Consider the following 26,237-nt stretch of genomic DNA (forward strand, 5'->3'; position numbering starts at 1 on the left):
CGTGATTCATGGAGGGGAGAGCTCGTCCAGCTGATCCAGGTTGGCCGCAAGTTTGCGCAGGAGGCGTCCGAGGTGCCGCCGATCGACGTCGCTGAAGCCATCGAACATAGCGCTCACCCGCGGGAACAGCGTCGGCAGCATCTTCTGCACGAAGCGTTTGCCCGCCGGCGTGATGCGGATGAGCACCCGCCGGCGATCCTCTTCGCTTGCGGCGCGCACGACCAGGCCACGCTGCACCAGTGCGTTGCCGATGCGGGTCATGTTGGTGGCCCCTTGCGAGGTGTAGTCGCACAACTCGCCGGGCGTGGAGCTGCCGTCGGGACTGCTGTAGAGAATCATCAGCGTGAGGAATTCGCTGTGATTGAGCTTGTGCGGCTTGAGCGTGAGCTCGAGCTCCTCCTGCAGGCGGCCCCCCACCATCAGCATCAGCCGGCTGAGCTTGGCCTTGTCCGCGGGCATGTCTGGAATCGCATCGCCGAGCCGGTCGATGCCTTCATCCATCATCGCAATACAGTTGCACAGTAGAGCCATTTCATCAGCTCATATTTCATTGGTGAACTAAAAAGATAACAAGCCGCGCACGCCCGACGCAACCGCACGATTGGACGAGGCTTCAGTCGTGGCGGTTGCGGAAATCCTGCAATCCGAACAGGCGCTCGGCATTGGCCGACGTGGCGGCGGCGACGGCGGCCTCGTCTTCATTGCGTAGCCTGGCGATATGCGACAGGGTGGTGCGCACCCAGGCCGGCTCGTTGCGTTGGCCGCGATGCTCGACGCCCGGCTGATCGGGGGCATCGCTTTCGAGCAGGAGCTGATCGATCGGCATCGCCGCCACCAGCCGATGCAGTCGATGGGCACCGGGATAGGTCAGCGGTCCGCCCAGTCCAAGGAAGAAGCCGAGGTCGAACAGCTGGCGGGCCTGTTCCTCGCTGCCGGAAAAACTGTGCACGACGCCGCGCAGGCCCGGTTGTCGGCGCACGCCGAGGATCACCGCATCGACGGCACGACGGGCGTGGATGATCACTGGCAAGTTCCGTTCTCGCGCGATGGCCAGCTGGCGTGTGAAATATTGATGCTGGGCTTCCCGGTCAGCCTGCTCGACGAAGAAGTCGAGGCCGATCTCGCCTACGGCGACGGCAGGGTGTGTATCCAGCCAGCCGGGCAGGGCATCCAGATGATCGACGCGATGCTCCTGCTGGAACATCGGATGCAGGCCGTAGGCGGGAAACACGTCGGGGTGACGGTCCGCGAGCGCGGCGATGGCGTCCCAGCTACGCCGATGCACCGCAGGGACTACCATGGACCGCACGCCGTGCTCGCGCGCCCGTGACATCACCTGCTCGCGGTCTTCGCCGAAGCGTTCGTCGTCCAGATGAAGGTGGCTATCTACGAGCGTGGTCATGGATGCAGGTCGATGGGGGCGAACAAGGTCGGCTCGCGGATGTGGCGGGCGTCACGTGAAAGCCAAGTGACGGGAAAGAGCTAGGTCGTATTCAGTTACGCAGGGTTTCAATGGTCAGGCGAAACGCGAAGGGGCGCAGCTCGCGCCGCCTCGCAGGGATTCAACCGAGGAGAGTCATGATGAACCGTGTAATGGTCAACGTGCTTCATGTGGGGATGGCTGCTGCGTTGGCGGCAAGTTTGGCGGCATGCAATCGCGATGCGAGCGCGGACGCCGGCGTTGCAGGCGATACCGGCGCGAATGGCGTCAAGTATGCCAAGGTGATCAGCGTGGATCCGGTCCGTCAGACCGTGAACACGCCCAAGGAGGTCTGCCACGACGAGGTGGTCAACACCACCACGCCGCCGAAGGATCAGCACCAGATCGCCGGTACCGCCATCGGCGCCGTGCTGGGTGGTGTGCTCGGCAATCAGGTGGGCGGCGGCAAGGGCAAGACCCTGGCTACAGTCGCCGGCGCGGTGGGCGGTGGATATGCCGGCAAGAAGATCGAAGAGAGCCGGCAGCATGCCAACACCACCTCCACCGTCGAGCGTCGCTGCAGCACGGTCAACAATTCCAGCACCAAGCTGGTCGGTTACGACGTTCGCTACGAGTACAACGGGGTGACCCGCACGGTTCGCATGGACCATGACCCGGGCGATCGCGTGCAGGTCCAGGAAGGTGTTACCGCTGTTTCCGACGCTCGCTGAGGAGTACCCCATGGCTATCGCAACAGGCAAGATGATGCTCGTCTCCGCTGCACTGGCAGCGACCCTTGCGCTGGCGGGTTGCGAAACCGCGCCCTACGGCAACGGGGGGTACAGTCGTCCGTCGCAACCGGCGTATGGCTATGACAACCGCGGGCCGGCCCGTTGCAACAGCTGCGGCGTGGTCAAGGAAGTGCAGCAGGTCTACGTGGAGCGCAAGAGCAATGGCACCCTGGGTGCGGTCATCGGTGCGGTTGCCGGCGGCGTGCTGGGCAACCAGATCGGCAAGGGTGACGGCCGCAAGGCCGCCACCGTGGCCGGGGCGGTCGCCGGCGGCGTGGTGGGCAACAAGGTGGCCACCGCCAACAGTGGCAGCGACGTGGCGTGGCGCGTCACGGTTCGCCTCGACAGCGGCGATTACACCACCATCACCCAGGCAGAGGATCCTCGCGTCCGCGAAGGTGACTACGTCGAAATCCAGGGTGGTCGCGTCTACGCGCGATGAGGTTGTCGCGGTGATCTGATTGGACATCTGGACGTCCAAACAAAAAGCCCTCCATCTGGAGGGCTTTTTGTTTGCATGACGCGTCGGATCAGTTGACGGCGTAGAAGCGATGCTCGCCGATGGTCTGGCTGTTCTGGTTGATCGACCAGTAGGGCACCATGGCAAGCGTGGCGAAATGGTCGGCATGCGGAACCACCAGTCGACGTTCGGCAGCCGGAAGCTGCCAATTACTCATCGAGTCGCCGGCGATCTTCCATGCCTTCGCAAATGCCTGCATGTTGGTGATGTCGAACGAGCCGGGTGTGGTGGTGGTGGCGAATTGATGCGGGGCGGTGACGACCTTGCATACCGTGTCGCCCCACTGCCCGCGTTCGCGACGCCGCAACGCGACCTCGGCGACGGCGAGCTGTCCCATGGTCGGCTCGCTGCGAGCTTCCAGATAGACAGTCGTGGCCAGGCACGCCTGGTCCGCTATCGGCTGGGGAAGCACGGAGGCCATCCACAGCAACAGTGAAAGTTTCATGTCTGCCTCCAACGTGCTGTACGCATGGCCGGCAGAGGCCGAGACTCATGCGCCGTTGCGGTGGACGGGCGGGCAGGCCGTTCCACCTGGATGAATGACACTCGGGCCGAAACTTGGGGCCTTGGGTGCCTTTGCCACGGGATTGTGGCGAGTCGGGCGGCGCTTGGTTGCCTAGCCTGACCAGTGCTGCCGGGACATCGTCGGGAGCGCCGCTCCCGCACTGCCTGCAACTACTTCCGCCACGGACGGCGGTGATTCCTTCCGGCAAATCTTCTTGCCGGGTCGCGCCGATCCGGAGTCTTCCGGTTCGTCGCGTGCATCGGTCCGTGAGATGACGGACCGCTCAGATTCCGGCGGAGCCTAGTGGCGGGATTTTGTGAAGGCAAGTGCCGCGACTTTCGAATTCACACTGCACTCACAAATTGATGATCCCCGCAGCTGCTTCACGCGGGCCATGTCTCGAGCCATTCCATCGTGATCGTCTGGCCCGCATGCGTGGCGGACAGGTGTGCTGATGCTTGCGCGAAATCGCTGTGGCAAAGGGCGAGCGCTTCGATGCCACGATCTGTCGTCACGACATCGAGCAACGCGATCGACATGCCGCGATCGCCCACATCGAGTGATGTACCGGAGGGAACAGGTTGCGACAATCCGACTCGGCACAGATGGCGTTTGTTGCCGCCGCGGTAATGCAGGCGAGCGACGATTTCCTGGCCGGGATAACAACCCTTCTCCAGGCTCACCGCATGCAGACGATGCAGCGACAGGGCGGGTGGCAGGCAGGTGCCAAGCAGCGCCTCGGGCAGCCACGGCCATCCGCCTTCCACCTGACGGGCGCGCCAACGGTTGTCCATCTCGTGGTTGTTGGAAAGTGCGAGCGAATAGTCGCCGCAACCCAGGCGCGTCGAACCCTGTTCTTCGCACATGTCGTGCATGGCCAGCGCGGTTTCGATGCCAATGACGCGAGTGCTGTCGGCATGCATGGAGAGCTTTGCGCGGAACACGAAACGCGCGAGTTCGCTCTTCATCGCATCGGCGCTGCCACCGCGCAAAAGCAGCAGCAGGCGGTCCGGAGCCGGTCGTACGAGATGGAAGAGGTTACGTACGCGCCCTTGGGCGTCGAGCCAGGCGCTGAATTGCCAGCGCCCTACTGCGAGTGCCGGCACGTCGCTGGTGAACTGGCTTTGCGCGAAGGTGATGGCGTCCGGACCTTCAATCAGAAGCGTCTCGGCAATCGTGGAAAGCGAAGTGTCGGGCATGGCTCAAGGAGTGGGGGTGAACGACCATCAAGACAAGGATGCGGCACCTGGTCAGGTTGTGCCTGCAGGGGCACAAGTATTACTCTTGTTCAGTTAAGAGAAGCCATGTCCGACAACCGCTCCCATCCCGAAGAGAAGCCTTCGACCGCCCCGGCGCCGAAGCAGCCCGTGCCGGCGAATCCCGCCGGTTCGGGCAAGACGGACGAGCGGCCGGCGCCGGATCCCACGCGCTACGGCGATTGGGAAAAGAACGGTCGCTGCATCGATTTCTGATCTGCCACGCCGGCAGTAGTCGGCGTGCGGGCAGGTGGAGATGGTCGGCGTGGAAACCAGCGATTCCACACCAGGATAGCCACCATGGCAGACACACGACGACCGCTTTCTCCGCATCTCCAAGTCTACAAGTGGCAGGTGCAGATGATGACTTCCATCCTGCATCGCGCGACCGGAATCGTGCTCGCCCTCGGCAGCGCGATCATCGTGTGGGGGCTGATGGCCCTCGCCAGCGGCGGCGATGCATTCGCCTCCTTCACGGCGTGCGCGGGCAGCCCGCTCGGTCTGCTGGTCCTGTTCGGCTGGACCTGGGCGTTCGGTTATCACCTGTGCAACGGCATCCGTCATCTGGTGCAGGACACCGGTGCCGGCTACAGCATCCCGCAGTTCGTGCGTTCCAGCTGGCTGTCGGTGATCGGCAGCCTGGTGATCACGCTGCTGGTGTGGGCCTATGTATTGACCTCCGGAGGTGCGGCATGAGCGCGAAGGATCTGCAGCATCCGATCAAGCGGGCGCGCGGCCTCGGTTCGGCGCAGTCGGGTGTCGGTCATTGGTGGACGCAGCGCCTCACGGCGATTGCGCTCGTGGTGCTGGGCCTGTGGTTTCTTGCCACGGTGCTTCGCCTGGCGCATACCGATTACGAGACCGCCCGTACGTTGGTGGGCAAGCCGTGGAACGCGATCCTGCTGATCGCTTTCGTGGTCACCATGTTCTGGCACGCCGTGCTCGGCTTGCAGGTGGTGATTGAAGACTACGTGCACACGCGCTGGAAGGAAGTTTCCTTGCTGGTGCTGGTGAAGTTCCTCGCGGTGCTGGGCGCGCTTGCGGGCGTGCTGGCGGTCCTGCGCGTCGCTCTGGGAGCCTGAAGTGGAAAGCTACAAGATCCAACAACATAAGTACGACGTGATCGTGGTGGGTGCCGGTGGTGCCGGCCTGCGCGCCACTTTCGGCCTGGCCGAGAAGGGCCTCAAGGCCGCGTGCATCACCAAGGTGTTCCCGACCCGCTCGCACACGGTGGCGGCGCAGGGCGGCATTTCCGCCGCGCTCGGCAACATGGGCGAGGATGACTGGCGCTTCCACTTCTACGACACGATCAAGGGCTCCGACTGGCTCGGCGACCAGGACGCCATCGAGTACATGTGTCGCGAGGCGATCCCGGCGATCATCGAGCTGGAGCACTACGGCGTGCCGTTCTCGCGTACGGCCGAGGGCAAGATCTACCAGCGTCCGTTCGGCGGCATGACCACGCACTACGGCAAGGGCACCGCGCAGCGCACCTGCGCCGCGGCCGACCGTACCGGCCATGCGATCCTGCACACGCTGTACCAGCAGGCGCTGGCGCATGACGCCTCGTTCTTCATCGAGTACTTCGCGATCGACTTGATCTTCGACGAAGAGGGCGTGTGCCGCGGCGTGCTCGCGCTGGACATGAACGAGGGCACGCTGCACTTCTTCCGCGGCCAGTCCGTGGTGCTGGCGACCGGCGGCTACGGGCGCGCCTACTTCAGCGCCACCTCGGCGCACACCTGCACGGGCGACGGCGGCGGCATGGTGCTGCGCGCCGGCCTGCCGCTGCAGGACATGGAGTTCGTGCAGTTCCACCCCACCGGCATCTATGGCGCCGGCTGCCTGATCACCGAGGGCGTGCGCGGCGAGGGCGGCTACCTCACCAACTCCGAGGGCGAGCGCTTCATGGAGCGCTACGCCCCGAACGCGAAGGATCTGGCTTCGCGCGACGTGGTCAGCCGCGCCATGACGATCGAGATCCGCGAGGGGCGCGGCGTCGGCGAGCATAAGGACCACATCCATCTCAACCTGATGCATCTGGGCGCGGACGTGATCAACGAGCGCCTGCCCGGCATCGCCGAGTCGGCGCGCATCTTCGCCGGGGTCGACGTGGCGAAGGAGCCGATCCCGGTGCTGCCGACCGTGCACTACAACATGGGCGGCATCCCGACCAACTTCCACGGCGAAGTGGTGCAGCTGAAGGACGGCAATCCGGATTCGGTAGTGCCGGGCCTGTTCGCCATCGGCGAGGCCGGCTGCGTGTCGGTGCACGGCGCCAACCGTCTCGGTTCCAACTCGCTGCTGGACCTGGTGGTGTTCGGCCGTGCAGTGGCCAAGCGCTGCGCCGAGATCATCACTCCCGGTGCATCGCACAAGGACCTCCCGGCCAGTGTGCTGGACAAGGCGCTGGGTCGCTTCGACGCCCTGCGCAACGCCAACGGCAGCACGCCCACGGCGAAGATCCGCGCCGAGATGCAGCGCACCATGCAGCAGGACGCCGCCGTGTTCCGCACCGGCGACACGCTCAAGGAAGGCAAGCGCAAGATTTCCGAGATCCGCGAGTCGTTCAAGGACGTCAAGGTCTCCGATCGCTCGCTGGTGTGGAACTCCGACCTGATCGAGACGCTGGAGCTGGCCAACCTGCTTGACCAGGCCGTGGCCACCATGCACTCGGCCGAGCAGCGCCTGGAAAGCCGCGGCGCGCATGCCCGCGAGGATTTTCCGGATCGCAACGACGACGAGTGGATGAAGCACACCCTGGTCAAGGTGGACGAGGCGGGCAATACCAGCTTCGAGTTCCGCCCGGTGCACATGTACACGATGACCGACGAGGTCGAAGTGGTGCCGCCGAAGAAGCGCGTCTACTGATCGTGTCGGCACCGGCGACTTGATGTCGCTGGTGCGGTATCGCGCATCGCAGGTGGTCGGGGCCGACAGGCCCTCCTAACGAGATTGAAGGGTTCCGCACATGGCAGAGTTCACCCTCCCGAAGAATTCGAAGATCCAGCCGGGCAAGCATTTCCCGGCGCAGGGCGCGAAGAAGCCGCGCACCTTCCGCATCTATCGCTGGTCGCCGGATGACGGCCAGAACCCGCGCATCGACACCTACGAGGTCGATCTGGCCGCGTGCGGCCCGATGGTTCTGGACGCGCTGCTGAAGATCAAGAACGAGATCGACCCCACGCTCACACTGCGCCGCTCCTGCCGCGAGGGCATCTGCGGGTCGTGCGCGATGAACATCGACGGCACCAACACGCTGGCCTGCACCAAGGCCATCGAGGAGTGCGGTTCGGGCGACGTCAAGATCTACCCGCTGCCGCACATGCCGGTGGTGAAGGACCTGGTGCCGGACCTGACCCACTTCTACGCACAGTTCGCCTCGATCAAGCCGTGGCTGCGCACGCAGAGCCCGGCGCCGGATCGCGAGCGCCTGCAGTCGCCGGAAGACCGCAAGCACCTCGACGGCCTGTACGAGTGCATCCTGTGCGCCTGCTGCTCGACCAGCTGCCCGAGCTACTGGTGGAACGGCGACAAATATCTCGGCCCGGCGATCCTGCTGCAGGCCTATCGCTGGATCGTCGACTCGCGCGACGAGGACACCGGTGCGCGCCTGGACGACCTGGAAGATCCGTTCAAGCTCTACCGCTGCCACACCATCATGAACTGCGCGCGCACCTGCCCGAAGGGGCTGAACCCGGCCAAGGCGATCGCCGAGATCAAGAAGCTGATCGTGCAGCGCCGCGCGGCCTGAGTGGAGGCCTGCTAGTGTCTGACCTGCGGGCTGCCTTCGGGCAGCCCGCATGTTTTGGAGAACTGGATATCGTGGAAGAGGCACGCATCAAACGACTGCGCTGGCGCACCCGCCGCGGCACCCGCGAGCTCGACGCACTGTTTGGCGGCTGGCTGGACGAGTCTTTTCCGGTGGCCGACGAGGCTACCCGGCAGGCTTTCGACGAGCTGTTGGATGTGCAGGATCCGGACCTGTGGGACTGGGTGATGGGTCATTCCCGCCCACCGCGCGTCGACTGGCAGGCGATCATCGATGGCATCCGCACCCGCCATCGGCTTTGAGTACCGGCCGTCGCGACTGATCCGGCGTCTGCGCTGGTCGGTGGCGGGGCTTGCCGTGCTGGCGCTGATGCTGAGTGGCGTGGGCCTGGCCACCCAGGCGGGACTCGGCTTGTTGTTGATCGCGGGTCTTGGCCTGGCCCACTGGCGGCGCGTGGCGCCCCCCACTGCCGTGGGTTGGCACCCGGCGTCCGGCTGGACGCTGCGGATGGCCGACGGCAGCGACGCCGCCGTGACCCTGCGTTCGTTCCGCGTCCTGGCCGGCTGCATCGTCCTCAACCTGGCCGGTGGAGGCGTGCGTCACGACCTCTGGCTGCTGCCCGACAACAGCGATGCGGACACCCGCCGGCGCCTGCGCATGCGCCTGGCCATATCGGGTGTCGAGGCGGTTTCCCCGCGCTGAGCCGGTTGCCGCCTGCGCCGGCATCGGGCACTCTGCCGCGCTGGTGCGGTCCATGCCAAGCCTGAGCGATCAGGGCCTGAGCCGTCAGGCATGCCCAACTGGCCGGCGCGCCAGCCCCACACAGATCAGGTTGCCATGTTCCGACCGCTCGAACTTTTCATCGGCCTGCGCTACACGCGCGCCAAGCGCCGCAACCAGTTCATCTCATTCATCTCCACGGTGTCGATCATCTGCATCTGCATCAGCGTGATGGCGCTGATCACCGTGATGTCGGTGATGAACGGCTTCGACAACGAGCTGCGCACGCGCATCCTCGGTGCGGTGTCGCACGCCACGATCTCCGGGGTGGGCGAGAGCATCCACGACTGGCCCGGCACGGTGGCGCTCGCCCAGCGCAATCCGCACGTGAAGGGCGCTGCGCCCTACGTGGAGATACAGGCCTTCCTGCAGGGCAGCTACGGTTCCAACGGCGCCATCGTCCGCGGCATCGAGCCGGCGCTGGAACCGAAGACGTCGGACATCGACAAGCACATGGTGCAGGGCCGGTTCGACTCGCTCACGCCCGGCGGCTGGAACATCGTGCTGGGCAAGGAGCTGGCGATGACGCTGGGGGTGAACGTGGGCGATCACGTCACCATGTACGTGCCCCAGCTGCGCGCCACGCCGATGGGCTCGGTGCCGCGCATCCGCGGCTTTCGCGTGGCGGGCATCTTCGAGCTGGGCATGCAGCAGTACGACTCGGGCCTGGTGCTGATCAACATGACCGATGCGGAAAAGCTGGGCAGCCTGTCCGGCCCCACCGGCATTCGCCTGCGGCTGGACGATCTGTGGAACGCGGGCACGGTGGCGCGCCAGTTGAGCGACCAGCTCGGCCAGCTCTACAGCGTGCGCACCTGGATGCAGGAAAACAGCAACTTCTTCTCCGCCATCTCGATGGAGAAGAAGGTGATGTTCATCATCCTCTCGCTGATCATCCTGGTGGCGGTGATCAATCTGATCTCGATGCTGATGATGCTGGTGACCGACAAGCAGGCCGACATCGCCATCCTGCGCACGCTCGGCGCCACGCCGCGCAGCATCATGGGCATGTTCATGGTGCAGGGGCTGCTGGTGGGATTCGTCGGCATCGGCTTCGGCGTGGGCCTGGGTTCGCTGCTGTCTTGGAAGCTGCCGGCCATCGTCGACTGGATCCAGGACGTGTTCCACGTGCAGTTCCTGTCGCCTGACGTCTATTACATCTCCAACGTGCCCAGCAAGCTCGATGCGGCCGACGTCGGCTGGGTGGCCTTGGTCACCTTCCTGTTCTCGTTGCTGGCCACCCTTTATCCCGCGTGGCGTGCCTCGCGCACGCAGCCGGCGCAGGCGCTGCGCTATGAGTAAGCCGATGAACGCAAGCAACGACGTGGTGCTGCGCGCCAGCCATATCGCCAAGAGCTACCGCGAGGGCGACCTCCACACCGACGTGCTCACCGACGTGAGCTTCGAGCTCAAGCGCGGGCAGACGGCGGCGATCGTGGGCGCGTCCGGCTCGGGCAAGAGCACGCTGATGCACATCCTGGGCGGCCTGGACACGCTCACGACCGGCGAAGTGGAGGTGGACGGGCGCCTGCTCTCCTCGCTCTCCGACGCCGAGCGCGGCCGCGTGCGCAATCGCTCGCTGGGTTTCATCTACCAGTTCCACCACCTGCTGCCCGAGTTCACCGCGCTGGAGAACGTGTGCATGCCGCTGCTGATCCGTGGCGTGGGCATTGCGCAGGCGCAGCGCGAGGCGGGCGAACTGCTCGGTCGCGTCGGCCTGGCCGCCCGCCTGCAGCACAAGCCGTCGGAGCTGTCCGGCGGCGAGCGCCAGCGCTGCGCGGTGGCGCGCGCGCTGGTCACCCGGCCGGCCTGCGTGCTGGGTGACGAACCGACCGGCAACCTCGACGAGGCCAACGCGGCGCAGGTCTACGCGCTGATGCTGGAACTCAATCGCGAGATCGGCACCAGCTTCATCCTGGTCACCCACGACACACGCCTGGCCGCGCGGATGGATCGCACCCTGGTGCTGCACAACGGCGTGCTCACCGAGCAGCCGCGCACCGATCCGGCGGCGCTGCTGCGCGAGATGTAAGCCTCATCCGGGGCGTCCCCTCGCTTCGCGCCGTGGCGAACGCCTACGTCGACCTTGCCCATGCGGGTGCGTCGGCGCCGTTAGCCTTGCCGTTGGCTTCCCACGGCAGGCGCAAGGATGTCGCCAAGGCAACCCGGTTTGGTCGGACTCATTCCCTGCAGCGTGGCGCTGCTGCTCGGCGTGCTGGCGGTGCAGTGCTGGCCGGCACTGCCCGCGGGCGGGTGGCTTGCCGCCGCGGTGATCGCCAGCCTGGCGCTCGCTGTCGCGGCCTGGTGTCGGCGCCGCTGGCGATTATCGGGATGGGTTGCCCTGGGCCTGGGCTGGGCGATGCTGCACGGCGCATGGGCGATGCAGGCGAGGCTGTCTCCTTCGCTTGAGGGCGAGGACCTGGTCGCCATCGGCCGGATCATCGATCTGCCGGATACCCGCCCGGACGGCATCCGCTTCGCGCTGGCCGTGCAATCGGCCACGCTGGATGGCCGGCCCATCGCCTTGCACGGGCGCGTCCAGGTGGCATGGTACGAAGCTCCTCCCGCGGTGCTGCCGTGCGATACGTGGCGGCTGCAGCTTCGCTTGAAGCGCCCACGTGGAATGATCAATCCTGGCGGTGCCGACAGCGAGCGCCGTGCGCTGGAGCGCGGCATCGTCGCCAACGGTTACGTGCGGAAAAGCGCCCTGAACCACCGCATGGCCGCCGGTCGCTGTGTCGACCGACTACGAGGAGTGCTGGCCGACGGCATCGACCGGCGGGTGAGCGACGCGCACGATGCCGCCTTGCTGCGCGCCCTCGCGGTTGGTGATACGCGAGGCCTTTCGGCAGACGACTGGTCGGTGGCGCGGGCCAACGGCGTGTCGCACCTGCTCGCCATTTCCGGCTTCCATGTTGGTGTGGCAGCGGGCTTCGGCGCGGGACTCGCGGGCCTGCTCTACTGGCTGTGGCCCGCCCTGGCCCTGCGCCGGCCGCGCCTGCAGGCACAGGCGCTGGGAGCATTGGTCGCTGCTTCTGGATACGGCGCCCTGGCCGGGATGGGGCTGCCCACGCTGCGCACGCTGTTGATGATTGCCGTGGTGGTCGTGGCGCGCAGCGGGCGACGCCACGTCAGCGCGGCACATGGTCTGGCGCTGGCCGCGCTGGCGATGCTGCTGGTGGATCCGCTGGCGGTGCTGTCGGCGGGGTTCTGGCTGTCCTTCGTGGGCGTGGCCTTCCTGATGCTGTGCCTGGGGTCGCCACGACGCGGATGGGCTGGATTCCTGCGCGACCTCACCGCGGGCCAGTGGGTGATGACGATCGCGCTGCTGCCGCTCACGCTGTGGTTCTTCGGGCAGGCGTCGCTGCTGGGGGCGCTGTCGAACCTGCTCGCCGTGCCGGTGGTGAGTTTCGTGCTGGTGCCGCTGGCGTTGTGCGGCGTGTTGCTGATGCTGTCGTGTCCGCCACTGGCGTTCGTGCCGCTGTGGCTTGCCGGTGCGGTGGCGCACCAGCTCTGGCGCATGCTGGCCTGGCTGGCCGAGCTGCCGGGTGCGTCCTGGTATCTGCCGGCTGTGTCGCCGTGGGCGCTGTTGCTGGCATCGGTCGGTGCGCTGTGGCTGCTGGCGCCGCGGGGTACGCCCTCGCGTTGGCTTGGCGCCTGCCTGTTCCTGCCGCTGCTGTGGCCGATGCAGGCGCCGATCCCGTCGTCTGCTTTTCAAGTCTGGATGCTCGACGTGGGGCAGGGGCTCTCCATGGTGGTGCGCACGCGGCATCACACGCTGCTGTACGACGCCGGGGCGCGCTATCCGTCGGGCTTCGACGTTGGCGCCGCCGCGGTGGTGCCCTCGCTGCATGCGCTGGGTGTGCGTCGTCTCGATGCGCTGGTGATCAGCCATGCCGACAACGATCACGCGGGCGGCGCCGACGCGGTGCTGGCCGCCTATGCGCCGATCCTGCGGCTCAGCGGCGAGCCGACGCGGCTACTGCTACGAATGGACAGCTGTGTCGCCGGGCAGGCATGGACGTGGGACGGCGTGACGTTCCGCATGCTCGGTCCGCGCGGTGGCGAGCGTGAGGGCAACGACCGCTCGTGCGTGCTGCTGGTGGGCGGCAGCGCGGACCGGCTGCTGCTCACCGGGGACATCACCCGGCGCGTCGAGGCCACCGTTGCCGCCGCGGTACCGGCGGGCCGGCCGCTGGTGCTGAGCGTGCCGCATCACGGCAGCAAGACCTCATCCTCCGAGGCGTTCCTGCAGGCGCTGCATCCGGCCATGGGCCTGGTCTCGGCCGGCTGGCACAACCGCTTCGGCCATCCGCACCCGGACGTCGTGGCGCGCTACGCCGCGGCCGGGGTGGTGCTGCGCAATACCGCGACTACCGGGGCGATACGCCTGGATTTCCCCGCGCGCGGCCCGGCCTCGGTCACCGCGGAGGAACGGCGCCGGCAGCGCCGCTACTGGCGAGAAAAATAGGCTGGCCGGTTCGATCCTCCGCATCCGGACGCAGCCCACGGAACCACCGTGGTGGACTGGTATGATCCCCGCTTCGTTCTTGGCTGCATCGTGCGGGAGTCGTCGTGCTGGAAATCCTGATGGCTGGCGGTTGGGCCATGGCGCCCATCCTGTTCTGTTCGGCGATCGCGCTGGCGATCGTGCTCGAGCGCTTCTGGTCGCTGCGCCGTGCTTCGGTGCTGCCGCCGGGGCTGGGCGCCGAAGTGCGTGAATGGGCGCGCAGCGGCAAGCTCGATCCGCAGCATCTCGAGGCGCTGGCCGGCGGTTCGCCGCTGGGCGAGCTGCTCGCCTCGGCGCTGGCCGTGCGCGACCGTTCGCGCGAGATCATCAAGGAGCGGCTGGAAGATACCGGCCGGCACGTGGCGCACCGCATGGAGCGCTACCTCAACACGCTCGGCACGATCGCGCTGATCGGTCCGCTGCTCGGCCTGTTCGGCACCGTGATCGGCCTGATCCGCATGTTCCTGGACGTGATGAGGGGCGGCGTCGGCGATCCCATGAAGATGGCCGGCGGCATCGGCGAGGCGCTGATCTGCACGGCGAGCGGCCTGGTGGTGGCGATTCCCGCCTACGTGCTGCACCGCTACTTCCGCTCGCGCGTCACCGGGTACTGCGTGGCGATGGAGAAAGAGGCGATCGCCCTGCTGGACGACCTCACCCTTGGCGCCCCGGCCAGCCCGGCGGCGCCGCGTTCGCGCCGTGCGCCGGCGGCAGGGTAAGCGGCGATGCGTATCGGTTCGGACCGTCGCCGCGACGATTTCGAGATCAACGTCATCCCGTTGATCGACGTGCTGCTGACCCTGCTGATGTTCTTCGTGCTTACCACCACCTTCGTGCAGCACTCGCGCATGCAGGTAACCCTGCCCAAGGCCAGTGCCGAGGATCGTGATGCGCAGGCGCCGCTGCTCACGGTGATGATCGACCGTGACGGGCGCTTCTACGTGGGCAGCGACGAGGTGATGGGCGAGGGCATCGAGCCGCTCAAGCGCATGCTCGAACAGAACGCGGGCGACCGCCGTGACGGACAGGTGGTTATCCGCGCCGACGCGATGACCCCGCATCAATACGTGGTCACCGCGATGGATGCGCTGGGCCAGCTGGGCTTTACCAAATTGTCGATTGCCACCACGCCGACCGAGGAGCCGGCGCGTTGAGCAGCGGCAAAAAACCGGCCCTGTGGGACGCGCAGACGCGGCGCGTCTATGGTCGCCTGCTCGGTTACACCCGACGCCACTGGGGCATCGGCCTGCTCGCGCTGGTGGGTATGGCGGTCGATGGCGGCGGCCTGGCCGTGTTCACCAAGCTGCTCCAGCCGATGTTCGACCAGTTGTTCGCGAACAAGGATCCCTATCTGATCTTCTGGATGCCGATCTGGATCATGGCGATCTTCGCCGTGCGCGGCATCGGCACCTTCGTCAGCAACTACGGCATCGCCTATATCGGTCGCAGCGTGGTGCAGACCATCCAGCGCGACGTCTTCGCCGCCTATCTGCGCCTGCCCGCGACGTTCTTCGGCGCCGAGCCGTCCGGCCAGCAGATCTCGCGCATTACCTATACGTCCGAGCAGGTCGCCTCCGCCTCGACTGATGCAGTGAAGATCGCGGTGACCGAAGGCGTCACGGTCGTCGGCATGTTCTATGTGATGATTTCCACCAGTGCCTATCTCACCTCCGCGTTGCTGGTGATGATCCCGCTGGTGGTGCTGATCGCCAGCATCGTGAGCAAGCGCTATCGCGCGATCAGCCGGCGCATCCAGGGTTCGATGGGTTCGGTCACCGGCACGGTGGAGGAATCGGTGGGGGCACACCGTGAGGTACGCATCTACGGCGGCCAGCCGCACGAGGCGCAACGCTTCGACGACGTGACCCAGCGCACCCGTCGCCTCAACCTGAAGATCGCCGCCACCAGCGCAATGTCCAGCACGGCGATCCAGACGGTGGCCGCGTTCGCGCTCGCCGTGCTGGTCTACCTCGGCACCCGCCCCGAGCAGATCGACAAGATCTCCTCGGGTGTCTTCATCGCCGTGCTCACCGCGATGGGCGCGATGATGCCGTCCCTCAAACGGTTGGCGAACGTGCAGGCGAACATCCAGCGTGGCGTCTCGGCCGCCGAGGATCTGTTCGAAGTCATCGATGAGACGCCCGAACGCGACGAAGGGACGCTGACGCTGGCGCGCACCCGCGGCGATCTCGTGTTCGAAGGCGTCCGCCTGCAGTATCCGCGCAGCGAGGCCCAGGCACTGCGCGGGGTCGACCTGCACTGCGCGCCCGGAACAGTCACCGCACTGGTCGGTCGCTCGGGTAGCGGCAAGAGCAGCCTGGTCAGCCTGCTGCCGCGTTTCTACGAGCCGAGTGCCGGCCGCATCGTGCTGGACGGTCAGGACTATCTCGCCTACACGCTGGGTTCCCTGCGCCGGCAGATCGCCTGGGTGGGCCAGAGCGTGGTGCTGTTCGACGGCACGGTGGCCGAGAACATCGCCTACGGCGAACTGGCCGGTGCCAGCGAGGCGGATATCGAGGCGGCGGCCGCGGCAGCCAATGCGATGGAATTCATCAGTCGCATGCCCAAGGGGCTGCACAGCCCGATCGGGCAGGGCGGCGGCATGCTCTCCGGTGGCCAGCGCCAGCGCATCGCCATCGCACGGGCGATTCTCAAGAATGCGCCGATCCTGGTGCTGGACGAAGCCACCAGCGCGCTGGACACCGAATCGGAGCGATTGATCCAGCAGGCCCTGCAGCATCTGATGAAGGACCGCACCACACTGGTGATCGCCCATCGCCTGTCGACCATCGAGGGCGCCGACCAGATCGCCGTGATGGATCAGGGACGCATCGTGGAGCGCGGCACGCACGCCGAGCTGCTGGCGATGCAGGGCCACTACGCGGCGCTGCATCGCATGCAGTTCCACCAGCCCGCCAGCGACTGATCGGCCGATGGCGCTGGCCGACACGCTGCAGGCGAGCTGGTACGGCACGCGCGGCGCGCCGATCTGGACCTGCCCGCTGGCCTGGCTCTACGGCGCGCTCACCGCACTGCGCCGCGCCCTTTACCGCATCGGTTGGCTGCGCAGCACGCGGCTGGCGGTACCGGTGGTGGTGGTGGGCAACCTCACCGCCGGCGGTACCGGCAAGACGCCACTCACCCTGGCGCTGGTCGAGGCACTCATCGCGCGCGGCTGGCGCCCGGGCGTGGTCAGCCGGGGCTACGGCGGCACGCAGCGTGAACCGGCGTTGCTGGGCGACGATCCCGACCCGGCGCAGTTCGGTGACGAGCCCTGCCTGATCCGCGCCAGCGGCGTATCCGTGGCGGTGGGGCGGGATCGTCCCGCGGCCGCGGCGCTGCTGCTCGAAGCCGGCTGCAACGTGGTGATCGCCGACGACGGCCTGCAGCACTATGCGCTGGCCCGCGACGTGGAGATCTGCGTGATCGACGGCGCCCGCCGTTTCGGCAACGGCCGCCTGCTTCCGGCAGGTCCGCTGCGCGAGCCGCTGTCGCGCCTGCGCCGCGTCGATTTTCGCGTCTGCAACGGCGAGGCAGAGCAGGGCGAATTCGCCATGCGCCTCGCGGGTGGAACGGCAGTGTCGCTGATGGATGACGCTACGCGCCCGCTGGCCGAGTTCGTCGGCGAGCCGGTCCACGCCGTTGCCGCTATCGGCCACCCCGATCGCTTTTTCGACAGCCTGCGCGCGCAGGGGCTCACGGTGGTGGGGCACGCCTTCGCCGATCACCACGCGTTCTTGCCGGAGGACCTGGCCGTGGCCGGCGATGCGCCGCTGCTGATGACCGACAAGGACGCGATCAAGTGCCGGCGATTTGCCCGGCCGGGCTGGTGGCGCGTACCCGTGCGGGCGGTCCTCGACGAGCATTTCATCGAGGCACTGGCTGCCCGTCTCGACGCGGTGGCCGTGGGCCGCGCGCGCTCGTCACGCTGACGCGCCCGGCGCTCCAGGGCGCCTCCATGCAACGCCCGGCCGGCAGGAAGCCCCTCAACCGGGCCACGCTGCCCGCTGCGGCTGAATGCCTCCGGCCGCACCGCTCGACAAGCCTCTGTCGCCTCGTTAGACTCGTCGTATTGTATTAACGCGTTAGTACATTATGAAGCGTCGCTCCGTCGATCCCGAGACACCCGCTGCATCCGCCGAGCTGAGCCTGTGCGAGGCCCTGCTGTCGCTGAAGAACGCCGAGGAAATGTCGGCGTTCCTGCACGACCTGTGCACGCCGGCGGAGCTGGAAGTGCTGGTCGATCGCTGGCGCGTGGTGCCTTACCTGCTCGACGGCGTGGCCTATCGCGAGATCCACGAGCGCACCGCGGTGAGCATCACCACCATCGGCCGGGTGGCGCGCTATCTAAACCAGGGCAACGGCGGCTATCTGGCGGCGGCCGCGCGCGGTGCGCGGCGCCGCGCGGCATTGAAAAAGGACAAGTCATGAAAACGCGCGATCGCCTGCGCATTGCGATGCAGAAATCCGGTCGGCTCACCGAGCCGGCGCTGGACCTGCTCACCCGCTGCGGCCTCACCTTCCGGCAGAGCCGCGACAAGCTGTTCTGCTTCGGCGAGGGCGAGCCGGTGGACCTGCTGCTGGTGCGCGATGACGACATTCCCGGGCTTATCGCACAGGGCGTGTGCGACCTGGGCATCGTCGGGCGCAACGTGCTCAACGAGTTCCAGCTCACCGGCGGTGTGGATGCGGCCCCCTTGCACGAGTGGCGCCCGCTCGGCTTCGGACGCTGCCGGCTGTCGATCGCCGTGCCACACGATATGGCTTACGAGCGTGCCAGTGATCTCGGTGGGCAGCGCGTCGCCACCTCCTATCCCGGTCTGCTCGGTGATTGGCTGCGCACCCAGGGCGTCGATACCCAAGTGGTGACGCTGGCCGGCTCGGTCGAGATCGCGCCCAAGCTTGGCACCGCCGACGCCATCTGCGACCTGGTGCAGAGCGGCGGCACGCTGGTGGCCAACCAACTGCGCGAGGTCGAGGTGCTGCTGGAAAGCGAGGCCGTGCTGGCCGGCCCGCAGACGCTGCCGGCGGACGAGCGCGGCGACATGATCGAGCTGCTGCTCAAGCGGCTGGACGGCGTGATCCAGGTGCGCGAGTCGCGGCTGCTGCTGCTGCAGACCTCGCGCAGCACGTTGGAGGCGGTCACCCGCCTGTTGCCCGGCGGCCCGCAGCCCACGCTGCTGCCGGTGGCCGGCCAGCCCGACCAGCTGATGCTGCAGGCGCTGTGCGCGGGCGAGGTGAGCTGGCGCCAGCTGGAAGAAATCAAGAAGGCCGGCGCGCGCGAGATGTTCGTGCTGCCGGTGGAAAAGATGCTCGCCTGAGCGGGCGCGAGGATACGAGACGATGAAGCGGCTGGACTGGAACGCACTCGACGAAACCGCCCGGCGCGAGGCGCTGGCGCGCCCGGCGCAGGCCCGCGCGGACGAACTCAAGCAGGGCGTGGCGGTGATCATCGGCCAGGTGCGCGCGCACGGCGACGCTGCGCTGCGCGAGCTGAGCGCGAAGTACGACCGCTGCGCGCTGGACGCCATCGAAGTCACCGCGGCCGAGTTTGACGCGGCCGAGGCCAGCCTGGATGAAGCGCTGAAGGCGGCGATCCGCGAGGCGGCCAGCCGCATCGACACCTACCACCGCGCGTCTCAGCCCACGCCGGTGGGCGTGGACACGGCGCCGGGCGTACGCGTGGAGCGCATGCTGCGCCCGATCACCCGGGTCGGCCTGTACGTGCCGGCCGGCACCGCGCCGCTGCCGTCCACTGCGCTGATGCTGGGCGTGCCGGCGGCGATCGCCGGTTGTCGCGAGGTGGTGCTGTGCTCGCCCGCGCGCGCCGACGGCCGTTGCGACGAAGCCGTGCTGTACGCGGCGCGCATCACCGGCGTGCACCGCGTGTTCAAGCTCGGCGGCGCGCAGGCGATCGCCGCGATGGCCTACGGCACGGACAGCGTGCCCAAGTGCGAGAAGCTGTTCGGCCCGGGCAACGCCTGGGTGACCGAGGCCAAGCTGCAGGTGTCGGGCGATCCGGAAGGTGCCGCCATCGACATGCCGGCCGGTCCGTCCGAGGTGCTGGTGATCGCCGACGACGGCGCAAACCCCGCCTTCGTCGCCGCCGACCTGCTGTCGCAGGCCGAGCACGGGCCGGATTCGCAGGTGGTGCTGCTCAGCCCGTCGGCCGCGCTGCTCGACGCCGTGGCCGCGGAAGTGCAGCGGCAGGTAGCGACGCTGCCGCGCAGCGAGACCGCGTTCAAGGCGCTGGCGCAGAGCCGCCTGATCGCGGTGGACTCGCTGACCCAGGCGGTCGAGGTGAGCAACCGCTATGCGCCCGAACACCTGATCATCCAGACCGCCGAGCCGCGCGCGCTGCTCGACGGCATCGAAAGCGCGGGGTCGATCTTCTTAGGTTCCTGGACGCCGGAGTCGGTGGGCGACTACTGCAGCGGCTCCAACCACGTGCTGCCCACCTACGGCTACGCGCGCAGTTACAGCGGCGTGTCGGTGGCCAGCTTCGTCAAGCAAATCAGCGTGCAGGAAGTGAGCGCCGAGGGCCTGCGCAACATTGGCCCATGCACGGTGACACTGGCTGCCGCCGAGCAACTGGAAGCGCACCGCCGTGCCGTGTCGATGCGGCTGGACGCGCTGGAGGGTCGCGCATGAGCGTGCTCGATCTGGCGCGCGCGGAGATCCGCGCCATGCAGCCGTATTCCTCGGCGAGGATGGAAGCCAGCGGCGGGCAGATCCTGCTCAATGCCAACGAGTCCGCGTGGGCGCCGTTCGGCGAGGCGGGCGCGGGCTGCCACCGCTATCCCGATCCGCAACCGGCCGCCTTGGTCGATGCGCTCGCGGACTTGTATGGCGTGCGCCGCGACCAACTGCTGGTAGGCCGCGGCAGCGACGAAGCGATCGACCTCCTGGTGCGCGCGTTCTGCCGTGCGGGCGAGGACGCGATCCTGATCCAGCCGCCCACGTTCGGCATGTACGCCGTGTGCGCGCGCATCCAGAACGCCGCAGTGATCGAGGCGCCGCTGGCCGTCGACTTCACGCTGGACGTGGACGCCGTGCTGGCGGCGATGACGCCGGCGGTGAAGCTGGTGTTCGTCTGCACGCCGAACAATCCGACGGGGCAGGTGATCGCATCGGCGGCCATCGAGCGGCTGGCGCAGGCGCTGGCCGGTCGCGCGCTGCTGATCGTCGACGAGGCGTATGTCGAATTTGCCGATGCGCCGAGCATGGCTGGCCTCATCGATCGCTACGAGCACGTCGCCATTTTGCGCACATTGTCCAAGGCTTGGGCGCTGGCCGGTGCGCGCATCGGCACGCTGCTGGCGAATGCCGAGGTCATTGCGCTGCTGCGCCGGATCATGCCGCCGTATCCGCTGCCGTTGCCCTGCGTGGAGGCTGCGCTGGCCGCGCTGTCGACGGCCGGGCAGGCGTTGGCGCGCGGGCATATCGATCAGATCAAGATCGAGCGCTCGCGCATGGCCGACGCGCTGGCCGCCGTGCCCGGTGTGCTCGAGGTGTTGCCGTCGCAGGCGAACTTCCTCGCCGTGCGCTTCGATGATGCGGGCGCTGTCTACCAACGCCTGCTCGCCGCCGGCATCGTGGTGCGCGACGTTCGCCGCTATCCGAACCTGGGCGACACGCTTCGCATCACCATCGGCACGCCGGAGGAAAATGCCCGCGTGCTGGACGTGCTTTCAACATTGAAGAGTCCGGCCATGGATGGCCGGGTTGTTGCCGAGGGATCGGCAAGGAAAAAAACTTCATGAGCCGCAAGATCCTTTTCATCGACCGCGACGGCTGCCTCATCGTCGAGCCGCCGGACGAGCAGATCGACAGCTACGCCAAGCTCGAGCTGCTGCCCGGGGTGATCGGCGCGCTGCAGCGCTGCGTTGCCGCCGGCTACGAGCTGGTGATGGTCACCAATCAGGACGGACTGGGCACCGCGAGCTTTCCGCAGGAAAACTTCGACGGACCGCACGCGCTGCTGCTGCGCATCCTGGCGTCGCAGGGCATCGCGTTCCGCGAGCAGCTGATCGACCGCAGCTTTCCGCACGAAGGGTTGGACACGCGCAAGCCGGGCATCGGCATGCTGCGCCACTACCTTGCCGACGACGGCTGGAGTCGGGCCGCTTCGGCCGTCATCGGCGACCGCGAGACGGACCTGCAACTCGCCGCCAATCTGGGCGTGCGCGGTTTGCGCGTGGGGCCACAGGGCGAGTCGTGGGATGAGGTCGCGCACCGCCTGCTCGACGCGCCACGCACCGCCACGGTCCAGCGCAACACGAAGGAAACCCGCATCACGGTAAACGTCGATCTGGATCGCGTGGCCGAGCCGAAGATCCGCACCGGGCTGGGCTTCTTCGACCACATGCTCGAGCAGATCGGCAAGCACGGCGGCTTCGCGCTGGAGTTGACCTGCAAGGGCGATACCCACATCGACGAGCACCACACGATGGAAGACAGCGCGCTGGCCCTCGGCCAGGCGCTGAAGCAGGCACTGGGCGACAAGCGTGGCATCGGCCGCTACGGCTTCACGCTGCCGATGGACGAGTCCTTCGCCAGCGCCGCGCTGGATCTCTCCGGCCGGCCGTACTTCGTGTTCGAGGGCAGCTTCCCGCGCGAGCGAGTGGGCGACATCCCCACCGAGCTGGTGCCGCACGTGTTCCGCTCGCTGTGCGAAACGCTGGGGGCCAACCTGCACCTCACCGTGAAGGGCGACAACGCGCACCACATGGTCGAGGCCTGCTTCAAGGTGGTGGCGCGCACGCTGCGCCAGGCGATCCGCCGCGAGGGCAGCGAACTGCCCAGCACCAAGGGAACGCTGTGATGTCCGTTGTTCTCGTCGATGCCGGCGGCACCAACATCGGCTCGGTGCGCTACGCGCTGCAGCGCCTGGGTGTGGAGGCCGCGCTCACTTCCGATCCGGACACCATCCGCGGCGCAGACAAGGTGATCCTGCCGGGCGTGGGCGCGGCCGGTCCGGGCATGGCGCGGCTGCGCGAGCTTGGGCTGGTCGAGTTGATGCGTTCACTGACCCAGCCGGTGCTGGGCGTGTGCCTGGGCATGCAGCTGCTGTGCATGCATTCGGAAGAGGGCGACACCGAGTGCCTGGGCGTGATCGATGCCCCGGTGCGCCGCTTCCATGAGGCACCGGGCCTGCGCGTGCCGCACATGGGCTGGAACGCGCTGGAGCCGGTGCGCGAGCATCCGCTGCTGGCGGGAATGACGGCCGGCGAGCAGGCCTATTTCGTGCACAGCTACGCGGTGCCGGTCGGCGACTACACGCTCGCCACGGCCGATTTCGGTGGCCCGTTCTCGGCGGTGATCGCGAGCGGCAATTTCCATGGGATGCAGTTTCATCCCGAGCGCTCGGCCGCTGTCGGCGCGAGACTTCTCAGGAATTTCCTCAGCCTATGAGCTTCGACATCATTCCCGCGATCGATCTTCGCGATGGCCGCGTGGTCCGCCTGCGCCAAGGCGACTATGCGCAGCAGACGACGTATTCGAACGATCCGGGCGAGCTGGCCCGGCGTTATCTGCACGACGGTGCGCTCTGGCTGCATGTGGTGGATCTGGACGGTGCGCGCTCCGGCAAGCTCGACAATCTGGCGGTCATCCGGGCGATGGCGGCCGATGGCCTGCAGGTGCAGGCCGGCGGCGGCGTGCGAGAGGAAGATGACCTCAGGCGTCTGTTCGATGTCGGCGTGCAGCGCGTGGTGCTGGGCAGCGTGGCGATTCGCGAGCCGGAGACGGTTGCCCGCTGGCTGGATACCTGGGGTGGCGAGCGCATCACGATCGCGCTCGACACGCGCCGCATCGATGATCGCTGGACGCTGCCCAGCGCCGGCTGGACCGAAACCGAGGCGCGCACGCTGGACGAGCTGGCGCCCTGGTACGCGGCGCACGGTGCCCACCACCTGCTGTGCACGGATATCGATCGCGACGGCATGCTCGCCGGCTTCAATCTGGATCTGTATCGCCACCTCGCGGACATCGCGCCGCAGCTGGCCGCGCAGGCGTCAGGAGGGGTACGGTCGCTGGCCGACATTCGCGCCGCCCGCGACGTGGGCGCGCGCGGCGTGATCCTCGGACGGGCGCTGCTCGAAGGCCGCTTTACCCTGGAGGAAGCGCTGGCATGCTGAGCCGCCGCATCATTCCCTGCCTCGACGTGCGCGACGGCCAGGTCGTCAAGGGCGTGCGCTTCCGCGATCACGTGGTGATGGGCGAGATCGTCGATCTCGCGCTGCGCTACCGCGACGAAGGCGCCGACGAGCTGGTGTTCTACGACATCACCGCCAGCCCGGAGGGCCGCAGCGTGGACCGCGCCTGGGTCGAGCGCGTGGCGCGGGTGATCGACATTCCATTCTGCGTCGCCGGTGGCATCCGCTCGGTGGACGAGGCGCGTGCCGTGCTGCACGCCGGGGCCGACAAGATCTCGGTGAATTCGCCCGCGCTGGAGCGGCCCGAACTGATCGACGAACTGGCGCAGGCGTTTGGCGTGCAGTGCGTGGTGGTGGGCATCGATTCGCTGCGCGACGCTGATGGCCAGTGGCGTGTGCGCCAGTACACCGGTGACCCCGGTAAAACCCAGGCGCTCGCACGCGGCACGCTGGACTGGATGGCCGAGGCGCAGCGCCGCGGTGCCGGCGAGATCGTGCTCAACTGCATGGGCAGCGACGGCGTGCGTCAGGGCTACGACCTGGAGCAGCTGCGCGCGGCCCGCGCGATCTGCCACGTGCCGCTGATCGCCTCTGGGGGTGCCGGTGCGCCGGAGCATTTCCGCGACGCGTTCGTCGATGCCGACGTGGACGGCGCGCTGGCCGCCAGCGTGTTCCATTCCGGTGCAATCGCGATTCCCGAGTTGAAGCGGTATCTGGGAGCGCATGGCGTCCGTGTCAGGAGTGAGTAAAGAGGAGTGAGGAGTGAGAGAAAAGCATCGGTGATCGCGCAGTTTCTGCGCTCTTCTCTCACTCCTCACTCCTCACTCCTCACTCCTCACTCCTCACTCCTCACTCCTCACTCCTCGCTTTTCCTCATTCACTTGTCCCGCATGGCCCACCCTATGACCGAGCCCCAATCCGACCTATCCCGCCTCGACTGGAACAAGGGCGATGGCCTGCTGCCGGCGATCGTGCAGCACGCACAGACCGGCGAGGTGCTGATGCTCGGCTACATGAACGCCGCGGCGCTGGAGGCCACGCAGCGCACCGGTCACGTCACGTTCTTCAGCCGTTCGAAGCAGCGCCTGTGGACCAAGGGCGAGAGTTCGGGGCACGTGCTGGCCCTGCAATCGATCCGCGTGGACTGCGACGCGGACACGCTGCTGGTCGGCGCGCTGCCGCACGGCCCGACCTGCCATACCGGCACCTCGAGCTGTTTCGGCGATGCGGTGCGCCCGCCGCTGGGCTTCCTCGCGGAACTGGACGCGCTGGTCGCGCAACGCCACGCCGAGCGCCCGCAAGGCAGCTACACCACGCGCCTGTTCGAGAGCGGCGTGCGGCGCATCGCGCAGAAAGTGGGCGAGGAGGGTGTCGAGACAGCGCTGGCCGGCGTGGTACAGGGCGACGAGGAGCTGCTCGGCGAAGCGGCCGACATGGTCTTCCATCTCACGGTCTTGCTGCGCTCGCGGGGGCTGTCGCTGGCCGACGTGGCGGTCGTGCTGGCGGCACGCCACGCCGCAAAGTAGCCGGGGTTCAGCGCGTGGCGGGGGCTTCGCCACCCGCGTCGGGGCGGAATGGTACCGCCGATCCGATCGGGTCGCCCCGGCGCCAGCGCGCGAGCTGGGCGTCGATGCCGCTGCCGACGGAGATCTGTGGCTCGGAGGGCGTGAGCTTGTCCTGCTGTTCCCAGCGGGCTACTTCCGCCTGCGCACGCCGGAAGGCGTCGACCGGGTCGGCGGTCTGGTTGAGTGCATCGACGAGCCAGGCGCGGCCAAAGTAGGTGGCATTTGAATCGTTGCCGCAGCCGAAGGAGCTGCGATCGGCGCGCGCGGCGGTGATCACCAGGGTGCCGTCGCCCGCGAGCGGCGGCACGAACCCGCCCGAGTAGCAGGCATTGACCACCACCACCTTCCACTTGAACGGATGCTCGGCGAGAATGCCGGCCAGATCCTGCGCGCCGATCTGATCCAACGGCAGCGGATCCATGTCTACCAGCAGGGTGTGTTCCGGATCGCCGTGGCTGGTGAGGTAGAGCATCAGGATGTCCTGGTTCGGATCCATCACCCGGGACAGCCTGGCGAGCACCGTCTCCAGATTGCTCCAGCTGGCCAGCGGATAGGTGTCCAGTGTCGCCGGATTGTTGGCCAGCACCACCGTGTGAGCCCGCTGGCCGTAGCGCTGGCGGAACAGCTGGGCAGCATATTCGGCCTCGTTGCGGAACACATTCTCGCTGCCATCGCCAGCGAAGCTCACCAGGTAGAGATTCGGCACGCCCGCGACCCGCGGCGACAGGCGATCGAGCGCCTGCTGCAGCAGGTGCGGTTGCGCGTAGAGCACCTGCTCGGGAGACGGGGCGTCGGCCGGCCATGCGTCGGCGGGAGCATCCTGGACACCGCTGGCAGGCTCGGTGCTGGCCGCCGCGACGGGCGCCGCCGTCGCCGCCCGGAGATGCGACTGTTCCAGCGCGATGGTCAGCGCTGCGCCGGCAGTGAACGCGAGCAGGGCAGTAAGCAGCAGGCGCATGTC

General features: G+C 67.5%; 30 protein-coding genes. 25 read left to right on the forward strand and 5 right to left on the reverse strand.

The genetic code is table 11. The features are described 5' to 3' along the window. Positions 1 to 6: 6 nt before the first annotated feature. Together ISP17_RS11955 and ISP17_RS11960 are read right to left on the reverse strand one after the other, a co-directional pair. Positions 7 to 531, reverse strand: a complete 525-nt coding sequence (locus ISP17_RS11955) for a MarR family winged helix-turn-helix transcriptional regulator (protein ID WP_404633419.1) — start codon at positions 529 to 531, stop codon at positions 7 to 9. A gap of 82 nt (positions 532 to 613) precedes the next feature. After that, entirely contained in the window at positions 614 to 1,402 is a 789-nt protein-coding gene (locus tag ISP17_RS11960; protein WP_404633421.1) for a TatD family hydrolase, read from the reverse strand. 179 nt (positions 1,403 to 1,581) lie between these two features. Between ISP17_RS11960 and ISP17_RS11965 the strand changes: the two genes are divergently transcribed. Both ISP17_RS11965 and ISP17_RS11970 read left to right on the forward strand, forming a co-directional pair. Next, positions 1,582 to 2,151 carry a glycine zipper 2TM domain-containing protein gene (locus tag ISP17_RS11965; RefSeq protein WP_404634298.1) on the forward strand — a complete coding sequence of 190 codons (570 nt, stop codon included), beginning with the start codon at positions 1,582 to 1,584 and terminating at the stop codon, positions 2,149 to 2,151. A gap of 10 nt (positions 2,152 to 2,161) precedes the next feature. Continuing rightward, complete coding sequence (locus tag ISP17_RS11970; protein WP_404633423.1) at positions 2,162 to 2,653, forward strand: outer membrane lipoprotein; 492 nt, start codon at positions 2,162 to 2,164, stop codon at positions 2,651 to 2,653. A gap of 88 nt (positions 2,654 to 2,741) precedes the next feature. Here ISP17_RS11970 and ISP17_RS11975 read toward each other — a convergent pair whose 3' ends face one another. Further along, entirely contained in the window at positions 2,742 to 3,176 is a 435-nt protein-coding gene (locus ISP17_RS11975; RefSeq protein ID WP_404633425.1) for a cell wall hydrolase, read from the reverse strand. Between the two features lie 443 nt (positions 3,177 to 3,619). After that, the gene (gene ygfZ, locus ISP17_RS11980) at positions 3,620 to 4,435 is read right to left on the reverse strand and encodes a CAF17-like 4Fe-4S cluster assembly/insertion protein YgfZ (RefSeq protein ID WP_404633427.1); all 816 of its coding nucleotides are present in this window, start codon (positions 4,433 to 4,435) and stop codon (positions 3,620 to 3,622) included. Positions 4,436 to 4,540: 105 nt separating this feature from the next. Between ygfZ and ISP17_RS11985 the strand changes: the two genes are divergently transcribed. From ISP17_RS11985 to hisIE, 23 genes are all read left to right on the forward strand, one after another. After that, a complete protein-coding gene (locus ISP17_RS11985; protein WP_404633429.1) occupies positions 4,541 to 4,708 on the forward strand; it encodes a DUF1674 domain-containing protein in 168 nt (55 codons plus the stop codon). Positions 4,709 to 4,792: 84 nt separating this feature from the next. Beyond that, positions 4,793 to 5,188 carry a succinate dehydrogenase, cytochrome b556 subunit gene (gene sdhC / locus ISP17_RS11990; RefSeq protein ID WP_404633431.1) on the forward strand — a complete coding sequence of 132 codons (396 nt, stop codon included), beginning with the start codon at positions 4,793 to 4,795 and terminating at the stop codon, positions 5,186 to 5,188. After that, on the forward strand, positions 5,185 to 5,574 hold the full coding sequence (gene sdhD / locus ISP17_RS11995; protein ID WP_404633433.1) for a succinate dehydrogenase, hydrophobic membrane anchor protein: 390 nt from the start codon (positions 5,185 to 5,187) through the stop codon (positions 5,572 to 5,574). The genes sdhC and sdhD overlap by 4 nt, the downstream gene beginning before the upstream one ends. A 1-nt stretch (position 5,575) precedes the next feature. Continuing rightward, positions 5,576 to 7,363: a succinate dehydrogenase flavoprotein subunit gene (gene sdhA, locus ISP17_RS12000; RefSeq protein ID WP_404633435.1), complete on the forward strand. Its 1,788-nt coding sequence runs from the start codon at positions 5,576 to 5,578 to the stop codon at positions 7,361 to 7,363. A gap of 100 nt (positions 7,364 to 7,463) precedes the next feature. Then, positions 7,464 to 8,246, forward strand: coding sequence for a succinate dehydrogenase iron-sulfur subunit (locus ISP17_RS12005; RefSeq protein WP_404633437.1), 783 nt, complete (start codon positions 7,464 to 7,466; stop codon positions 8,244 to 8,246). A 71-nt stretch (positions 8,247 to 8,317) separates the two neighbouring features. Continuing rightward, positions 8,318 to 8,566, forward strand: a complete 249-nt coding sequence (locus ISP17_RS12010; RefSeq protein WP_404633439.1) for an FAD assembly factor SdhE — start codon at positions 8,318 to 8,320, stop codon at positions 8,564 to 8,566. Continuing rightward, positions 8,538 to 8,966: a hypothetical protein gene (locus ISP17_RS12015; RefSeq protein WP_404633441.1), complete on the forward strand. Its 429-nt coding sequence runs from the start codon at positions 8,538 to 8,540 to the stop codon at positions 8,964 to 8,966. Before ISP17_RS12010 ends, ISP17_RS12015 begins: the two co-directional genes overlap by 29 nt. A 135-nt stretch (positions 8,967 to 9,101) precedes the next feature. Then, positions 9,102 to 10,346 carry a lipoprotein-releasing ABC transporter permease subunit gene (locus ISP17_RS12020; RefSeq protein WP_404633443.1) on the forward strand — a complete coding sequence of 415 codons (1,245 nt, stop codon included), beginning with the start codon at positions 9,102 to 9,104 and terminating at the stop codon, positions 10,344 to 10,346. Positions 10,347 to 10,350: 4 nt separating this feature from the next. Continuing rightward, positions 10,351 to 11,076: a lipoprotein-releasing ABC transporter ATP-binding protein LolD gene (gene lolD / locus ISP17_RS12025; protein WP_404633445.1), complete on the forward strand. Its 726-nt coding sequence runs from the start codon at positions 10,351 to 10,353 to the stop codon at positions 11,074 to 11,076. 117 nt (positions 11,077 to 11,193) lie between these two features. Next, on the forward strand, positions 11,194 to 13,515 hold the full coding sequence (locus ISP17_RS12030; protein ID WP_404633447.1) for a DNA internalization-related competence protein ComEC/Rec2: 2,322 nt from the start codon (positions 11,194 to 11,196) through the stop codon (positions 13,513 to 13,515). Between the two features lie 119 nt (positions 13,516 to 13,634). Beyond that, on the forward strand, positions 13,635 to 14,273 hold the full coding sequence (locus ISP17_RS12035) for a MotA/TolQ/ExbB proton channel family protein (protein WP_404634300.1): 639 nt from the start codon (positions 13,635 to 13,637) through the stop codon (positions 14,271 to 14,273). 6 nt (positions 14,274 to 14,279) lie between these two features. Next, positions 14,280 to 14,708 (forward strand): ExbD/TolR family protein, encoded by a 429-nt coding sequence (locus ISP17_RS12040; protein ID WP_404633449.1) that lies wholly within the window; start codon positions 14,280 to 14,282, stop codon positions 14,706 to 14,708. Continuing rightward, positions 14,705 to 16,480 carry a lipid A export permease/ATP-binding protein MsbA gene (msbA, locus tag ISP17_RS12045; protein ID WP_404633451.1) on the forward strand — a complete coding sequence of 592 codons (1,776 nt, stop codon included), beginning with the start codon at positions 14,705 to 14,707 and terminating at the stop codon, positions 16,478 to 16,480. Before ISP17_RS12040 ends, msbA begins: the two co-directional genes overlap by 4 nt. A 7-nt stretch (positions 16,481 to 16,487) precedes the next feature. Continuing rightward, positions 16,488 to 17,486 carry a tetraacyldisaccharide 4'-kinase gene (gene lpxK, locus ISP17_RS12050; protein WP_404633453.1) on the forward strand — a complete coding sequence of 333 codons (999 nt, stop codon included), beginning with the start codon at positions 16,488 to 16,490 and terminating at the stop codon, positions 17,484 to 17,486. 163 nt (positions 17,487 to 17,649) lie between these two features. After that, positions 17,650 to 17,985, forward strand: a complete 336-nt coding sequence (locus tag ISP17_RS12055) for a YerC/YecD family TrpR-related protein (protein ID WP_404633455.1) — start codon at positions 17,650 to 17,652, stop codon at positions 17,983 to 17,985. After that, on the forward strand, positions 17,982 to 18,875 hold the full coding sequence (gene hisG, locus ISP17_RS12060; RefSeq protein ID WP_404633457.1) for an ATP phosphoribosyltransferase: 894 nt from the start codon (positions 17,982 to 17,984) through the stop codon (positions 18,873 to 18,875). The genes ISP17_RS12055 and hisG overlap by 4 nt, the downstream gene beginning before the upstream one ends. A 22-nt stretch (positions 18,876 to 18,897) precedes the next feature. Continuing rightward, entirely contained in the window at positions 18,898 to 20,205 is a 1,308-nt protein-coding gene (gene hisD, locus ISP17_RS12065; RefSeq protein ID WP_404633459.1) for a histidinol dehydrogenase, read from the forward strand. Next, the gene (hisC, locus tag ISP17_RS12070; protein WP_404633461.1) at positions 20,202 to 21,317 is read left to right on the forward strand and encodes a histidinol-phosphate transaminase; all 1,116 of its coding nucleotides are present in this window, start codon (positions 20,202 to 20,204) and stop codon (positions 21,315 to 21,317) included. Before hisD ends, hisC begins: the two co-directional genes overlap by 4 nt. Further along, the gene (gene hisB / locus ISP17_RS12075; protein ID WP_404633463.1) at positions 21,314 to 22,378 is read left to right on the forward strand and encodes a bifunctional histidinol-phosphatase/imidazoleglycerol-phosphate dehydratase HisB; all 1,065 of its coding nucleotides are present in this window, start codon (positions 21,314 to 21,316) and stop codon (positions 22,376 to 22,378) included. Before hisC ends, hisB begins: the two co-directional genes overlap by 4 nt. After that, positions 22,378 to 22,968: an imidazole glycerol phosphate synthase subunit HisH gene (gene hisH / locus ISP17_RS12080; RefSeq protein WP_404633465.1), complete on the forward strand. Its 591-nt coding sequence runs from the start codon at positions 22,378 to 22,380 to the stop codon at positions 22,966 to 22,968. Before hisB ends, hisH begins: the two co-directional genes overlap by 1 nt. Further along, on the forward strand, positions 22,965 to 23,693 hold the full coding sequence (hisA, locus tag ISP17_RS12085) for a 1-(5-phosphoribosyl)-5-[(5-phosphoribosylamino)methylideneamino]imidazole-4-carboxamide isomerase (protein WP_404633467.1): 729 nt from the start codon (positions 22,965 to 22,967) through the stop codon (positions 23,691 to 23,693). The genes hisH and hisA overlap by 4 nt, the downstream gene beginning before the upstream one ends. After that, positions 23,687 to 24,460: an imidazole glycerol phosphate synthase subunit HisF gene (gene hisF / locus ISP17_RS12090; RefSeq protein ID WP_404633469.1), complete on the forward strand. Its 774-nt coding sequence runs from the start codon at positions 23,687 to 23,689 to the stop codon at positions 24,458 to 24,460. The genes hisA and hisF overlap by 7 nt, the downstream gene beginning before the upstream one ends. A 153-nt stretch (positions 24,461 to 24,613) precedes the next feature. Continuing rightward, on the forward strand, positions 24,614 to 25,237 hold the full coding sequence (gene hisIE, locus ISP17_RS12095) for a bifunctional phosphoribosyl-AMP cyclohydrolase/phosphoribosyl-ATP diphosphatase HisIE (RefSeq protein ID WP_404633471.1): 624 nt from the start codon (positions 24,614 to 24,616) through the stop codon (positions 25,235 to 25,237). Positions 25,238 to 25,244: 7 nt separating this feature from the next. Here the strand turns inward: hisIE and ISP17_RS12100 are convergent, their stop codons facing one another. Further along, positions 25,245 to 26,234, reverse strand: coding sequence for a C13 family peptidase (locus ISP17_RS12100; RefSeq protein ID WP_404633473.1), 990 nt, complete (start codon positions 26,232 to 26,234; stop codon positions 25,245 to 25,247). Positions 26,235 to 26,237 lie beyond the last annotated feature (3 nt).

The organism is Dyella ginsengisoli (genome assembly GCF_044904665.1).
Lineage (GTDB): Bacteria > Pseudomonadota > Gammaproteobacteria > Xanthomonadales > Rhodanobacteraceae > Dyella_A > Dyella_A ginsengisoli.